Origin of the sequence: Acinetobacter sp. P8-3-8, assembly GCF_000214135.1 — a bacterium.
In the GTDB taxonomy this organism is placed as follows: Bacteria; Pseudomonadota; Gammaproteobacteria; order Pseudomonadales; family Moraxellaceae; genus Acinetobacter.
Map to the genome: position 1 here is coordinate 24,971 of NZ_AFIE01000011.1, position 14,068 is coordinate 39,038.

15 protein-coding genes are annotated in these 14,068 nt (G+C 36.7%); 9 read left to right on the top strand and 6 right to left on the bottom strand.

The window, feature by feature from the left end; translation table 11 throughout:
* Positions 1-158: 158 nt before the first annotated feature.
* Positions 159-773 (bottom strand): hypothetical protein, encoded by a 615-nt coding sequence (locus GGG_RS0106960; protein WP_010113367.1) that lies wholly within the window; start codon positions 771-773, stop codon positions 159-161.
* A gap of 342 nt (positions 774-1,115) precedes the next feature.
* On the opposite strand from GGG_RS0106960, the gene GGG_RS0106965 reads away from it, so the two are divergent.
* Positions 1,116-1,376 carry a PspC domain-containing protein gene (locus GGG_RS0106965; RefSeq protein WP_010113368.1) on the top strand — a complete coding sequence of 87 codons (261 nt, stop codon included), beginning with the start codon at positions 1,116-1,118 and terminating at the stop codon, positions 1,374-1,376.
* Positions 1,377-1,484: 108 nt separating this feature from the next.
* On the opposite strand, the gene GGG_RS0106970 is transcribed toward GGG_RS0106965, so the two are convergent.
* Both GGG_RS0106970 and GGG_RS0106975 read right to left on the bottom strand, forming a co-directional pair.
* Positions 1,485-2,594, bottom strand: a complete 1,110-nt coding sequence (locus GGG_RS0106970; RefSeq protein WP_010113369.1) for an HPP family protein — start codon at positions 2,592-2,594, stop codon at positions 1,485-1,487.
* 133 nt (positions 2,595-2,727) lie between these two features.
* Positions 2,728-3,147: a lysozyme inhibitor LprI family protein gene (locus GGG_RS0106975; RefSeq protein ID WP_010113370.1), complete on the bottom strand. Its 420-nt coding sequence runs from the start codon at positions 3,145-3,147 to the stop codon at positions 2,728-2,730.
* 27 nt (positions 3,148-3,174) lie between these two features.
* Between GGG_RS0106975 and GGG_RS0106980 the strand changes: the two genes are divergently transcribed.
* Complete coding sequence (locus GGG_RS0106980; RefSeq protein WP_010113371.1) at positions 3,175-3,603, top strand: hypothetical protein; 429 nt, start codon at positions 3,175-3,177, stop codon at positions 3,601-3,603.
* A gap of 87 nt (positions 3,604-3,690) precedes the next feature.
* On the opposite strand, the gene GGG_RS0106985 is transcribed toward GGG_RS0106980, so the two are convergent.
* Entirely contained in the window at positions 3,691-4,947 is a 1,257-nt protein-coding gene (locus GGG_RS0106985; protein ID WP_010113372.1) for a hypothetical protein, read from the bottom strand.
* Positions 4,948-5,176: 229 nt separating this feature from the next.
* Between GGG_RS0106985 and glyQ the strand changes: the two genes are divergently transcribed.
* The 6 genes from glyQ (at position 5,177) to GGG_RS0107015 (ending at position 11,536) form a co-directional block, all read left to right on the top strand.
* Entirely contained in the window at positions 5,177-6,166 is a 990-nt protein-coding gene (glyQ, locus tag GGG_RS0106990) for a glycine--tRNA ligase subunit alpha (RefSeq protein WP_010113373.1), read from the top strand.
* A complete protein-coding gene (gene glyS, locus GGG_RS0106995) occupies positions 6,166-8,235 on the top strand; it encodes a glycine--tRNA ligase subunit beta (protein ID WP_010113376.1) in 2,070 nt (689 codons plus the stop codon). The genes glyQ and glyS overlap by 1 nt, the downstream gene beginning before the upstream one ends.
* Before the next feature lie 152 nt (positions 8,236-8,387).
* On the top strand, positions 8,388-9,071 hold the full coding sequence (locus GGG_RS19565) for a DUF4760 domain-containing protein (RefSeq protein WP_010113378.1): 684 nt from the start codon (positions 8,388-8,390) through the stop codon (positions 9,069-9,071).
* A 143-nt stretch (positions 9,072-9,214) separates the two neighbouring features.
* Positions 9,215-9,598, top strand: a complete 384-nt coding sequence (locus tag GGG_RS0107005; protein ID WP_010113379.1) for a hypothetical protein — start codon at positions 9,215-9,217, stop codon at positions 9,596-9,598.
* Positions 9,599-9,929: 331 nt separating this feature from the next.
* Positions 9,930-10,703, top strand: coding sequence for a hypothetical protein (locus GGG_RS0107010; protein WP_010113380.1), 774 nt, complete (start codon positions 9,930-9,932; stop codon positions 10,701-10,703).
* 206 nt (positions 10,704-10,909) lie between these two features.
* Complete coding sequence (locus GGG_RS0107015; protein ID WP_010113381.1) at positions 10,910-11,536, top strand: hypothetical protein; 627 nt, start codon at positions 10,910-10,912, stop codon at positions 11,534-11,536.
* 101 nt (positions 11,537-11,637) lie between these two features.
* Here the strand turns inward: GGG_RS0107015 and GGG_RS0107020 are convergent, their stop codons facing one another.
* Positions 11,638-12,594: a 2-hydroxyacid dehydrogenase gene (locus tag GGG_RS0107020; RefSeq protein ID WP_010113382.1), complete on the bottom strand. Its 957-nt coding sequence runs from the start codon at positions 12,592-12,594 to the stop codon at positions 11,638-11,640.
* A gap of 92 nt (positions 12,595-12,686) precedes the next feature.
* Positions 12,687-13,355 (bottom strand): TetR/AcrR family transcriptional regulator, encoded by a 669-nt coding sequence (locus GGG_RS0107025; RefSeq protein ID WP_010113383.1) that lies wholly within the window; start codon positions 13,353-13,355, stop codon positions 12,687-12,689.
* A gap of 191 nt (positions 13,356-13,546) precedes the next feature.
* On the opposite strand from GGG_RS0107025, the gene GGG_RS19570 reads away from it, so the two are divergent.
* Positions 13,547-13,978 (top strand): hypothetical protein, encoded by a 432-nt coding sequence (locus GGG_RS19570; RefSeq protein WP_010113384.1) that lies wholly within the window; start codon positions 13,547-13,549, stop codon positions 13,976-13,978.
* The last annotated feature ends 90 nt before the right edge of the window (positions 13,979-14,068 follow it).

A 14,068-nucleotide genomic window follows, 5' to 3' on the forward strand; every position in this document is an offset into this window, starting at 1 on the left:
CTCAGGTCGAACCGAAGGTTAATCCTTGCATTTGACTTTTAACCGGTAAGACTCCGCTGTGCCTGATCTATCTTTTCAATAACTTACATCAAAGTTTATCCCGAACTGACGTTATCTCTAATGTCATGTTTAATTTTTAATCATGCAATCTATACGATTTAATTGTTCAACTTTGTAAGAACATAGGCTTTTTCTGGTGCAGGATTATTTTGATTGAAATAAAGTCGATTGCTTTCGCTACTATTTAAAATTCTATCTAAATCCATGACTAAATTACCATCAACATTCACTTTATAGAAAAATTGTATGCCTTCTATACGATTGATCACAATCTGATGATTCACATCATCATAAACCCATGTATTTTTTTGATATGAGCGATTTGGCTTTATTTCATTATTCTCATAAGTCATTTTTCCCATATACACAATATTGCGATGTGCTGTTCCATCGGGCAGTAGATTGATAATAAATTCAGCATTGCCTTTTTCACAATTGACGAAACGATCTGCACAACTAATTTGGGTATGATAACGCCCTACGAATGACTCTGCTTTTGCAGATAACGGTGTCTGCTGATCTACACCTTTAAGTTCTGAAGCAGCGGGTAATGTGGCTTGCCCTGCAACTTCGGTCAGTCTTTTTGCTGAATTTGCACGTTGTGATGGGCTTTCTGATTCAACTTTACTTAATGAATTTTGACTATCCGCAGTATGTTCTTGATCTATAGAGTCTTGTGAATCGCAAGCAACTAACCCTAGACAAATACTCATGCTCAGTATTCGAAAAAATCCTACTTTATTTAAATTTAAGTACATGAATCCAAAACCACATTATGCTGAGTAAATACATATCAAATTTTGATTGTGAATATCAGTATAGTATTGTGTTGTTTCGATTCACGGAATGATCTCAAACTATTTTTTACAAAAGTATAAAAAAGTACAGTACAGATAAATCGACCCATATTTTATGCAAGATGCTGAATCTACAAAAGTTTACACAATATTTACAAATAATCTGCGGATTACCCTTTAATAAATTCACACTATCACCATTTAATAGTTATATGACAAATTCATGTTGTATCTTTTTAAATGCTAAAGGAGACTTTGATGGCCAATTCTGGTTTATATCGTTCTAGCCGACATAACATGATCGCCGGTGTAATGGGCGGTATTGCTGAACGTTTTGGTTGGAATGTCACATTGCTACGTATCATCTTTGTTTTGGTATCGTGTTTAAGTGCCGCTTTCCCTGGGATTATTGTGTATTTGGTACTTTGGTTACTTATCCCAAAACAAGAGCTTAGACTAGACAGCCCACAGGGCTATCAGCATCAAGTTCGTACGATTGTTGATGAAAGATCAAGATAATTGATTTAATACCAATTTAGATTTTCTTTTTCCGCTACGCCAGTTCCCCCAAACTGACGTAGCTTTTTTTATGCTTTTTTGTCTGATAATAAAAGCCCAATCAAACCATTAATTTGGATGTGTAACACGATTAAGTTGCTGTTGCATCACAGCTATCATATCTGCTCGACTGATAATCCCAACCAGCTTTTGATTTTCCACCACAGGAATGTAGTTGAAGGAACGCTCCACGAAATAAGGCACTAAATCTTGTATCGGTTGAGTCGGTTGTACCGTCACCACCTTACGATCCATAATTTGCTTCACTAAATGTTCCCATGGAGCTCTCGGATCCGCGGTACGTTTAAACCATTCCACCACTTCATAAAGTGCCAATGTACCCACCAATTGATGCTCTTTATTGATCACGGGGAGGCTCATCAAATTCACATGTTTAAATTTTTCCAATGCATTCTGAATATCTTCTTGTTCTTGTAGGCAAATCACGTCCTTGGTCATAATATCTTGGCAAAGATATTGACTCACAGCTCGAGCATTGGCTTTTTCTTGCGCCTCTAAAATAATTTTCTGTAAGTCATATTCACTAATATCGAGTAGTTCTGTTTGATGCTCTAAAACTTCCTGAATATCTTGCGGTTGAATCGTGACTTTTTGCGTAGGCGTTGGATCTTTAGAACGTGTATTCAATTGAGCAACTTGTGGATATTGTTTGCCCAATAAACGGTTGAAAATAATTGCAATCACTAAAAGTAATACTGAGTTTAAAAGCACTGGATAAAAAATGAAGTAATAACCCAGTTGATGAACAGATTCTCCACCTAATACTGCTGTAATTGCGACTGCCCCACTCGGTGGATGCAATGAATCTGTGGTCATCATGAGAAAAATGGCCAATGCAACCGCAACACTAAACGCTTCGGTTAGATTGGGAATATACATACCACAGGTCACACCAATGATTCCTGCAATGGTATTGCCAACCACCATATTCCATGGTTGTGCCAATGGACTAGCGGGTACTGCAAATAACAGTACAGATGAAGCACCCATTGGTGCAATGTACCATGCGTTGAAATCGCCAAGCACATACCAACTGATCAGCGATGATATTGCCAAACCAATTAAGGCCCCAATACCACAGACTAAGCGATCTTTTAGCGGTAAAACTTTAAAATTAGGCTTTAAGGTATTTAACCATTCAAGTTGCGTATGGAACACGACAATCCTTCGCTTTTGCACTTTTGAAGTGCGCAATTATACGATGTTGTGCTTATAAGATGCATTTATTATCTATCTTAGTTTGATGAGTATTTGTGCTGAGCTAGATAAGTATTTTAAATTAATTTATTTTTCAATTACCTGCATACTCTTGTAGCTGTTCCACTCTTTTTCCATATTCGGTCATCGGGCAAAACCCATACATTGGTGACCCAATATAGGCACCAGCATTGCTACATTCTTGGTCAACATAACTTTTCCAAAGCTGTTGTGATTTCATGATGTCTTTATAGCGTTCAGGCTGTTGGTATTTTGCACTTTGCTGTTTAATTTGATCTAACAATTTTACGATTTGCTTTTCATAGATAACCTTGGTTTGGTTACTACATGACTCCACAACAGCATTATTGATACCTCCCAACTCCCACTTTTCAATGGTCTGATCTACGCATCGACTATAGGCATCATCTGAGGTATTTTGATCACCTGCATAGGCAAATGTGGAATAAATAACTGTAGATAAAATAATGGTTATCATGCATGCTTTATTCATCTTCAAATCCTTTCGTTGTTTTGGATCATGAGTCAATATAATAACAAAACCATTTTAAAAGCCTTATTTTTTGCACCCATCCTGATTCAGCTTTTACTCGCTATTCTATTTATTTTTATAAATCATGAATTTAATTTACAGTCTTTACTTACCGTAGGTGGTATTAGCCTGCTGATTTATATGGTTTATTGTGTTCTGACTGTTCCAATTGCTTATGTTTTTTCAATGTGGTTAGCACGGAAAAACTGGCTCAACTTTTTTACGATTGTGATGGGTTCAGTGCTGATGTGGCTCATAGTCACGATCATCGGTTATTTGGTTTTTATTGGCTCGCTTCCCACTTCAATATTGGAATGGGTTTCAACATGGTATTTTTATGTGATTGCGGTGTTGGTCGGTTGTTGTTATTGGTCGGGTTTAAAATTATTTTCACGTCCTATTCAGGCTAAACAATAAAGACCAGCCAATAAAAACAAGTAATAAAATAAAAACCTACGAAAATTCATAGGTTTTTAAATCATCATTTAACTCAACAAAGTTATTTTACCTGCTTGGGTTACCTACCCAAGTAAATGCATTTGGGACATCCGTCAATTGAATACTTTGTACAATTTTTGGCGTTTTCAAATCTATTTCAAGAATTTTCTTTGCTTTTGTATCATTGATAAAAATGCTTTCAGAGGCTGCATTGACCACCAAACGGCTTTTGGCTAACTCAGTAGCGACTGGATTTTCAATAACATTCAGCTTCCCAACCACACTCCAATGTGTTGTATCGATGATATGCAATGTTCCTACGCTATCTAAAATAACAAAATATTTTCCAACCGCATTCATCACATGCTGTAAACGCTTAACTGGGGTGACTCCATCACTTTGTGTTGCGCCTTTAGCCCAGTCAAAATTCATTGCATTTAAATTTTTAGGGTCAATGATAAACATATCCCCTGTGCCTGTCGCAAATCCAACCAATTGATTTAACTTTTCATGTCCAACGATAGTTGTAATACGTTGATCAATTGGAATTTTTTTATCGGTAAATGTATTGCCCTTTTGCTCAACCACCAATACGCCATCTAGACATCCAAAAGCCGTATAATTTGCAATCGATCCTGCACCATGCAACTTATCACATGGATTAAGCAAAGTTTGTTCTTCATGAAAATGGTCTCCATGCAATTCATAGCTTTTGACCATACTTAAAAGATTAGAATCTTTGGGTAAATATGTACTTAAAACATAATTCCCACGAGGCTCTGCAACACCATGATGTTTTACAGGCAGTTGCTGAGTAGCAATTGACTGTTTCTCAATGGCAAGATCATTGAAATAGTCAAATTTAGACGTTTCTGTATCGTTACCATCATAAAAAATTGCAGCTTGCCCATTAAAACTACGGAAATGTGTAGGTTTAGCGCCTTTAAACTGATAGGTCAGTAAATTAGGCGTATTGATCTGCAATTGATTATCTTTAAGGAAAATACCACTATCTGCAAACTGAACAACACCTTCATTACGGCTTAATAAGACAGCAAAACGCGATTGTGGACTACTGTATATCGTAGCAGGTGCGGTGGTAAGTGCGATTGTATTGATATTCTTTTTATCATTTAAATCATATATGGAAAGTAATGGCCTTTCAGTATCAGCATTTGCAATCACCAAACGTCCTTGATGGTCTGTTTTAGGAACGGATGGCTGAGTGACGGAACGCTGAGTATCTGAATCATCATCCCCACACCCTGCTAGTAAAACGCTGCTAAACAGTAACCCCATCAGCATTTTTTGAGAAATCATCATTTTAATTCTCCTATAGAATGATCATTTTTATAATTGAAATGTTATAACATAACATCAACAAAAAACAAAATGGTATTCCTGAGCCGCCATTAAGATCGAGTTAGTTGATAAATCATCGTTACAAAGTTATAGAAAACAATAAAAGATATTCTCATAACTCCTTTGCCACTCACTCGCAAAATCCTTATACTTAGAACCAATTTTTTCTTATATTTATAATGGATGCTGCATGAGTCGCGCCATATCGCATATTGATACATTCCAAGGCTTAATTCTTGCCTTACAAAACTACTGGGCTGAACAAGGTTGTGTCATTTTACAACCTTACGATATGGAAATGGGTGCAGGGACATTCCACACTGCAACATTCTTACGCGCACTTGGGCCTGAAACTTGGAACGCAGCATACGTTCAACCATCACGTCGTCCTAAAGACGGTCGTTATGGCGAAAACCCAAACCGTTTGCAACACTATTACCAATTCCAAGTGGTACTGAAACCAAACCCAGACAATATCCAACAGCTTTACCTAGACTCGTTAAAAGCCATTGGTATTGATACCCTTACTCACGATATTCGTTTCGTAGAAGACAACTGGGAATCTCCAACGCTCGGTGCATGGGGCTTAGGTTGGGAAGTTTGGTTAAACGGTATGGAAGTGACTCAATTTACCTACTTCCAACAAGTCGGTGGTGTTGAATGTTACCCAGTAACAGGTGAAATCACTTACGGTCTTGAACGTTTGGCCATGTACCTACAAGGTGTCGATTCTGTTTACGATCTTGTTTGGACCAAAGGTCAGTTTGGTACTGTGACTTATGGCGATGTATTCCATCAAAACGAAGTTGAGCAATCAACGTATAACTTTGAATATGCCAACGTTGAAAAAATGTTTGAATTATTCGATTTCTATGAAGCTGAAGCAACGCGCTTAATGGAGGCTGAACTTCCACTGCCGGCCTATGAACAAGTCATTAAAGCATCTCATTGCTTTAACTTACTCGATGCACGTGGTGCAATTTCTGTGACTGAACGTCAACGTTATATTTTACGTGTACGTACTTTGGCGCGTTCAATTGCGCAAAGTTATGTGGCTGCTCGTGCCAAGCTTGGTTTCCCAATGGCAGAACCACATTTACGTGATGAAGTTTTAGCTCAATTGAAAGCTCAGGTTGAAGCAGAAGCGGCTCAAGCAGAAAAATCAGCGGAGAACAAATAATGTCTAAACATACAGTTTTATTTGAACTTGGCTGTGAAGAGCTTCCTCCAAAAAGCTTAAAAACTTTACGCGACGCATTGCAAGCTGAAACAGAAAAAGGCTTAAAAGATGCAGGCTTAGCTTTTGATTCTATCGAAGCTTATGCAGCGCCTCGTCGTTTGGCATTGAAAATTATCAATGTAGATGGTGCTCAAGCAGATACTCAAAAACGTTTTGACGGCCCTGCTGTACAAGCTGCTTATGATCCAGAAGGTAAACCAACCAAAGCACTTGAAGGCTTTATGCGTGGTCAAGGCATTACTGCGGATCAAGTTTCAACTTTCCAAGCGGGTAAAGTTGAAAAAGTTTGCTACCTAAAAGATGTGAAAGGTCAAAGTCTTGATGTTTTACTACCACAAATTTTACAAACTGCTTTAGATAATCTTCCTATTGCAAAACGTATGCGTTCTGCGGCAAGCCGTACTGAATTTGTACGTCCTGTAAAATGGGTTGTGTTGTTAAAAGACAATGATGTTGTTGATGCTACCATTCAGGATCATAAAGCAAGTAATGTGACTTATGGTCACCGTTTCCATGCACCTGAAGCGATTACTTTAGCCAATGCGGATGCTTATTTAGATGCGCTTCGCACTGCAAAAGTTGTAGCGAATTTTGAAGAACGCCAAGCAATCATTGACCAACAAGTTAAAGCACTTGCTGATGAAGTGAATGCGATTGCGATTGTTCCAAGCGACCTTCGTGATGAAGTAACCGCATTGGTTGAATGGCCTGTTGCGCTTCGTGCCAGCTTTGAAGAACGTTTCCTTGCTGTGCCTCAAGAAGCGTTAATCACGACGATGCAAGACAATCAGAAGTATTTCTGTTTAGTGAATAGCGATAACAAATTACAGCCTTATTTCATTACCGTTTCAAATATTGAGTCTAAAGATCCGACTCAAATTATTGAAGGCAATGAGAAAGTTGTACGCCCTCGTTTGTCTGATGCTGAATTCTTTTTCTTACAAGACCAAAAGCAACCGCTTGCATCTCGTAAAGAAAAACTCGCCAATATGGTTTTCCAAGCACAGTTAGGTACGCTTTGGAATAAATCTGAACGTATTGCCAAATTAGCTGTGGCTTTATCTGCTATCACAGGTGCAAACCCTGCGGATGCTGAAAAAGCAGCACTTCTTGCAAAGTGTGATTTAACTTCTGAATTGGTTGGCGAATTCCCAGAACTTCAAGGTATTGCGGGCACTTACTATGCACGTATTGAAGGCGAGAATGATGAAGTTGCGGAAGCTTTAGGTGAGCAATATTTACCTAAGTTTGCGGGTGATGTTTTACCAAAAACTAAAACTGGTACTACGATTGCCCTTGCGGATCGTTTAGACACGCTGACTGGTATTTTCGGTATTGGTCAAGCGCCGACAGGTTCGAAAGACCCGTTTGCTTTACGTCGTTCTGCGATTGGTATTTTGCGTTTAGTCACTGAAAATAATCTTGATGTTTCGATTGAAGAATTGATCAAGCTTGCTTTGGCTGCTTATGGTGATGTATTAAAAGACCACGACAAGACTTTGGCAGATGCGGTTGCGTTCCTTGAAGGTCGTTACCGTGCGAAATATGAAGACCAAGGCGTTGCTGTTGATGTGATTCAAGCGGTTCAAGCGCTTTCGCCAAAATCACCTCTTGATTTTGATAAGCGTGTAACTGCGGTGAATCATTTCCGTAGTTTGCCTGAAGCTGCTGCTTTGGCTGCTGCGAATAAACGTGTTGCGAATATCTTGGCGAAAGAAGCTGCGCCTACAGGTGAGATTGTTGAGTCTAAGTTAGTTGAAGATGCTGAAAAAACACTTTATGCAGAGATTCAAAATGTTCTACCTGTAGTTCAACCACTTTTGGCTGCGAAAGACTACACAGAAGCACTTTCTAAGTTAGCTGCGTTGCGTGCACCAATTGATGCTTTCTTTGAAGGTGTAATGGTCATGGCGGAAGATGCTGAATTGAAAGCGAACCGTTTACGTTTACTGGCTCAGTTGCGTGATTTGTTTACCAGTGTTGCGGATATTTCGGTGTTGCAGCATTAAGCAAATATTTGAAATAAAATGAGAACCCTGCTTAAATAAGTGGGGTTTTTAATGCTACTTATTTAAGCCTTAGATTAATTATGCTAATTATCTTAGCAACTAAGAAAAGGTTATTGTAAGACTTCTTTTTTCCTTTATTAAGCAGAATAAGAATGAGTAATTTCAACTTTTTGCAAACTTTACTTTTATTAATTCCATATATTTCTACTTTTTTATTTTTTAAATATGTATTTAATAATGATGCTTTCTTTATCAGAAAGAAAAGTTACTTTAAGATAGATTTTTTAATTTCTATTTGTTTCTTAACATCTTTTCTATTTATTCTTTGGAATTCTTATTTTTATACTTATCTCTTTTTAGGTTTGAAAATTTCAAAGGAAACTATCTTCTTCAATGATAAATTTATCACTTTCCTTGGTGTTGTTTTAGCTGTAATTGGCTGGCTTTATACCGTAAGAAGCCAACTTCATAGCAATATGAAAAACCACTCTATTCAAACCATTATGAATGCGCGCTTATCTGAATGTTATAATGAAAAATTTGATAGTATTTATGGAATTTTAGCGAATGATGAAACTTTAACATTGGATAAATATAATTCACTATCTCCTAAAGAAAAATCAGTCGTACACTATATTTTGAATTACTATGAATCAGTTGCTATTAGTATCCGATATAGCGAATTTGAAGAAGAAATAGTGAAAAGTATGATGCGATCTCAAGTAATCAGAACACATAAAACCTTCAAAGAAGTCTTGGATGATTTAAGAAATAAGTCTTCGTCATATTATGAACATTTTCACTTATTACATAATCGTTGGAGTGATCTAAGTTAGTTTATTAATTTTCTTTATTTATAGTACCCCCTATTTATTATCCAACATCAATATAATTACCAATCTAGAACCAAATCAATTTAAATTTTTATCTAAGTACATATAAACTGAAGCTATTAAATTCATCTCAAGATCAAAAATCAATGAATCCAAAAATTGTATTATCCTCTTTACTAATCACATTCACCCTCACCGCTTGCTCAACCACACCGACCAATCCCAACGCCCCCGTGGTTTTAGAACAGCATAAAAACATCTCTGCTGAACCTACAACAAAACACAACTTAGCTCGTCTGATTAAACAAAAAGACAACTGCCTTATTGAGTTCACAGGTAACTTTGAAACAGGCAAAGCCACTGAATACTGGATCTTTAACGGAGACCAATTGATTTCAGCATTTTCCAATGTAAAAGCTGATGTCGAAAATACTCAAACTGTTTTTGATGTGCAAAGCCCTGAAAAAACCAAGAATTTCAATTCATTGAAAAATAATTTTAAGACATCAAATTTAGAAAAATGTAATTAAAATAGCAAGAATCACTTAAACATGATCTCATCATGATTAAGTGATTCTTGTGGACTCTGACTATTCACGTACCACCTATCTATTCAAGAATTTCTAAACAACACTGACTACAGTTGTAACTTTAAAAAAGAATAAAATGGATTGAAAACCTATAAATCAATGATTTAAAAATGCTTGCTGTGTAAACTCCATTCACAATTCTTTCATTTTTGTTAAAACTCTGTAGATAAGCTGTTGATGTTTTATCTCAAAACCTGTTTTCCACAACATTTCCGATTAATATGACGCTGACTTAAACTAGATGTGATTCAAGCACAGGATAAAAGCAATTATGAAAATGCTTAAAACAACAGTTATCGCAACAGCACTTATTGCGAGTTCTCCTCTTTTTGCAAACACAGCCGTAAATGGTAGTGTAAATGCATCTGCTGAAGTAAACACCAATACCCAAGGTGGTCTGATACATAACATTGGTCAAGGGATTCAAAATACTGCCGATAAAGTCGGTAGTGGTATTGAAAAAGGCGTTGATAAAACCCGTGATGTATCTAAAGACGCTTGGGATGGCACAAAAAATGTGGCAGGCAAAGTCGGTAATGGCATTGAAAAAGGTGCCGATAAAACTGTTGATGTGTCTAAAGATGCATGGGATGGCACTAAAAATGTGGCAGGCAAAGTCGGTAATGGCATTGAAAAAGGTGCCGATAAAACCGTTGATGTGTCTAAAGATGCATGGGATGGCACTAAAAATGTGGCAGGCAAAGTAGGCAATGGCATTGAAAAAGGTGTCGATAAAACTGTTGATGTGTCTAAAGATGCATGGGACGGCACTAAAAATGTTGCTGATAAAGCAGGTCATGGCATTGAAAAAGGTGTCGATAAAAGTAAAGCTGCAACTAAAGGCGCTTGGAAAAACACCAAGGAACTAAGCTCTAAAGCAGCTAAAAATACCAAAACAGCAACAAGCAAAACTTGGCAAAAAACCAAAGATGTTGTTAAGCCAAAATCTACAAATGTAAATGTGAATTCACAAGCTCAAGTGAAAACACCTGTTGCTAGTGCCAAAGTTGGTGTGTCAACTGAAGCAAAAGCTGGAACAAAATAAGGTTTTAATTTCAGGTTTAGTCAAAGCTCACTTCGGTGAGCTTTTTTACAACAAGCGTTTTTAATATTTCCAATGTATAGATATGTATTTTTCTGTACTCATTTTTCTAATAATCCATCTATTGGATCAATAACACAGTAGCATAGTCACAATATTATTTTAGTTGATGGCTCAACAGCAGTCAGCATAGAGAGATGAAAGAGTTAATGAAAATAATCAAAGGTTTATGCGTCAGTACTGCTGTTCTAATGTCATCATCATTATTTGCTCAAACAGAAAATACCAATCAGACACCACCCTATGGTGATAACCCGAACATTTTTAAAGTATTGGCATATAAAACAGGTTCAGCAATTCAAAATACGGCTGAAAAAGTTGGCAATGCCACTGAAAAAGGGATTCAAAAGATAAAGCCTAAAATTGATGAAACTGTTGAAAATACAAAAACCTATACTACAGAACAAGCAACGATTGCCCGTGACAATACTCGTGAAGGCATTGATAAAACAGTTAAAAAAGTAGAACAGACCAAAGATAGAATACTGGGTAAAACCGACTCAAACGTACCGATTGAACAAGGCAGCTTAAGTCAATCTTCTACACCGCCAAGCAGTACCATGAATCATGTAGCACCTGTTTCAACACCAAGTGCCGCCACTGAAACACATGTCATGGCTCCGCCAGCACAACAGGTAGCGCCACAAAACGTGCAAAATACAGTTCAAGAAGAACCTGAAATTAAGAAGCAGTCTTTACCTATTGAAAATAATTCAATTCCTACCGATTCAAATGTAAATAAACCATCCGATGATGAAGCAGGCATTCCTCGTTAATTAAATTGATTCGCACTTATCATTTCTGCTTTATATAACTTCGAAATATAACCTTAAAGGCTCTTTCTACAAAACAATAGGGAGAGCCTTTAAGATAAGATTTACCCATTCACTTGACGAATCGGCTGTCCTTGCTTAAATGCTTCAGCATTCTCAAACAACTGATTCACCATACGCTGACGTGCTTGCACACTGCCCCATGCGCTATGTGGGGTAATAATTAAGTTAGGAATATCTTCAGCCAACAACACATTGCCTTCTTTTGGTGGTTCTATTGAAAGCACATCGGTTGCTGCACCTGCAATTTTGCCTTGTCTTAATGCATCTGCAAGCGCCTGTTCATTGACAATACCGCCACGTGCGCAATTGATTAAAAATGCAGAGTTTTTCATTAGGTCAAATTGTGGAGCGCTGATTAAATCTTTAGTTTCATCGGTTAATGGGCAATGTAAAGTTAAGAAATCTACTTGAGGCAACAATTCAGCAAAAGGGACTCGCTTTTCATCACTGCTACGGTTTGGTAAAGCTCCGACCAGTACATTCATACCAAACGCTTCGGCAAGTTTAGCAACAGCTTTGCCAAGTTCACCATAACCAATGACACCTAGTGTTTTTCCTGATAATTCAATAATTGGAAAATCCAGTAAGCAGAAAATTGGCGAGTTGTTCCATTGCCCTTGTTTCACCGCTTGGTCGTATTTTAATAACGAGGTTGCTAATGCCAACATCAGTGCAATCGTATGCTGTGCGACTGCTGAAGTGCCATAACCTTGGCAATTACACACAACCACACCTTGAGATTTGGCTTGGACTAAATCGACATTATTGGTCCCTGTTGCTGAAATTAAGATCAACTTTAATTGGTGGCACTGCTCAATGGTATTTGCATCAAGCATCACTTTATTGCTGATGATCACATCAACATCTTGAACACGCTCTAAAACTTGTTCAGGTGTAGTCGATGGATAAAGAATGAGTTCGTCAAAAGCTGTTTTTAACTGGGAAAAATCCAAATCATTTTTATCTAAAGATTCATAATCTAAAAAAACAGCTTTCATCGATATACTCACTTATCCATTTGCAACATTTACAATATGTAGGGTTGATTTCAGTTTACTACTTTTCATTTATAGTAAAACTACCGTAAATATTACACTTGTGAAATAGGATATGAGTTATTTTTTAATGCGCCCAAGTAAGCGATCGCCATCCGATACGCCTCTTGCATGATCTCTTCCGAAATATAATTATCATTATAATAACCATGTTTCATGTAGGTAAAAATCAGTTCCATGAGAATGGTTAATACATCAGGATTTTGTGGAACGTAACTCTCTACTTTGATGATTTCCAAAGCTTTACGTACTCCGTCACTCAACTGTTGCAGTTCAACTTGGTATTCCAAATATGCTTGTCGAGTAAATGGCCCGCTGAGAATGATCAGACTGGCGACTTCTGATTCATTAAAAAAATTGGCTGTAGTACGAATCAAACTTGCTGTTAATAGTTTCCCATTTTCTTCAATTGATGTTTTGGGGCTTTCAGTTAATACACGTACTGCGGCTTGTCCCAATTGTTTAAGCAAAACATTTAAATGTATCAAAGCAATATGTCGTAAAAGATCGTATTTACTTGGAAAAAATTGGTAAATACTGGTACGAGGAACACCAGATGCATTGGCAATCTCAGGAATAGAAATTTTTTCAATTCCAATGGTTAAAAGCAACTCTTGTGTCGTCGCAATTACCTTTTCCATACGCTTCTGAGTACGTTCTTGTTTTGGTTGATTTATTACTTTCTTCGTCATTTTTTTTTGCATTTGGAAATCCTAAGAATGCTGACAAGCTTTATAAAATGATATCCTTATCACTATTATCATAACTGATATTGACTCAGCACAAAGAACTATTCGACTTTTCATGTAAAATAAAATCAAAATATAGCCCGTTTCAATTCCAAAACTTGGCTTTTAAATCTATATTATCTACTTTTACGACTTTCTATAAGAGCATGCAAAAAATAAAAAAAAGCATATTTCTGATCAGTTTAATACTATTCAATGCACAAACTTTTGCACAAGAAAAAACATTACAATCATTTGAAAATATTGAAAAATACCCAACACATGAAGGGAATAGTTTTACACTCATCCAACTTGATCAAGGCTGCCGTATCGATGCACATTTCTATTTATCTAATGAAAATCATTTATATCATTACTTTTTCAAAAATAACAATCAACAACTCAGTAAAACAGCACTTCAAACCTTTAAATATCATTATAAAAAAGGTGAAGAAGGTTCATTCATGCATGTCACTGATGTTTATCTGGACTCAAATACTGTTTTGAAATTAGATGATCCGCAAGTTCAACAAGACTTTAAAAACTATAAAGATTTATTCTCAAAAAATGTTTTAAATCTTTTAAATCAATGTAAATAACGATCTAAATAAACCAGACTTGCGAATAGAAATTCTTGGAAATAAACAATGCTTAGTAATAAACAATATTTGAGCTAGAACCCACAGAGT

Bases quoted from the DNA above. Each gene is read 5' to 3' on its own strand.
- GGG_RS0106960 (WP_010113367.1), bottom strand. From the start codon at position 773: ATGAGTATTTGTCTAGGGTTAGTTGCTTGCGATTCACAAGACTCTATA.
- GGG_RS0107025 (WP_010113383.1), bottom strand. From the start codon at position 13,355: ATGCAAAAAAAAATGACGAAGAAAGTAATAAATCAACCAAAACAAGAA.
- GGG_RS0107020 (WP_010113382.1), bottom strand. From the start codon at position 12,594: ATGAAAGCTGTTTTTTTAGATTATGAATCTTTAGATAAAAATGATTTG.
- glyS (WP_010113376.1), top strand. From the start codon at position 6,166: ATGTCTAAACATACAGTTTTATTTGAACTTGGCTGTGAAGAGCTTCCT.
- GGG_RS19570 (WP_010113384.1), top strand. From the start codon at position 13,547: ATGCAAAAAATAAAAAAAAGCATATTTCTGATCAGTTTAATACTATTC.
- GGG_RS0107010 (WP_010113380.1), top strand. From the start codon at position 9,930: ATGAAAATGCTTAAAACAACAGTTATCGCAACAGCACTTATTGCGAGT.
- GGG_RS0107015 (WP_010113381.1), top strand. From the start codon at position 10,910: ATGAAAATAATCAAAGGTTTATGCGTCAGTACTGCTGTTCTAATGTCA.
- GGG_RS0106975 (WP_010113370.1), bottom strand. From the start codon at position 3,147: ATGAATAAAGCATGCATGATAACCATTATTTTATCTACAGTTATTTAT.
- glyQ (WP_010113373.1), top strand. From the start codon at position 5,177: ATGAGTCGCGCCATATCGCATATTGATACATTCCAAGGCTTAATTCTT.
- GGG_RS0106985 (WP_010113372.1), bottom strand. From the start codon at position 4,947: ATGATGATTTCTCAAAAAATGCTGATGGGGTTACTGTTTAGCAGCGTT.
- GGG_RS19565 (WP_010113378.1), top strand. From the start codon at position 8,388: ATGAGTAATTTCAACTTTTTGCAAACTTTACTTTTATTAATTCCATAT.
- GGG_RS0106965 (WP_010113368.1), top strand. From the start codon at position 1,116: ATGGCCAATTCTGGTTTATATCGTTCTAGCCGACATAACATGATCGCC.
- GGG_RS0106980 (WP_010113371.1), top strand. From the start codon at position 3,175: ATGAGTCAATATAATAACAAAACCATTTTAAAAGCCTTATTTTTTGCA.
- GGG_RS0107005 (WP_010113379.1), top strand. From the start codon at position 9,215: ATGAATCCAAAAATTGTATTATCCTCTTTACTAATCACATTCACCCTC.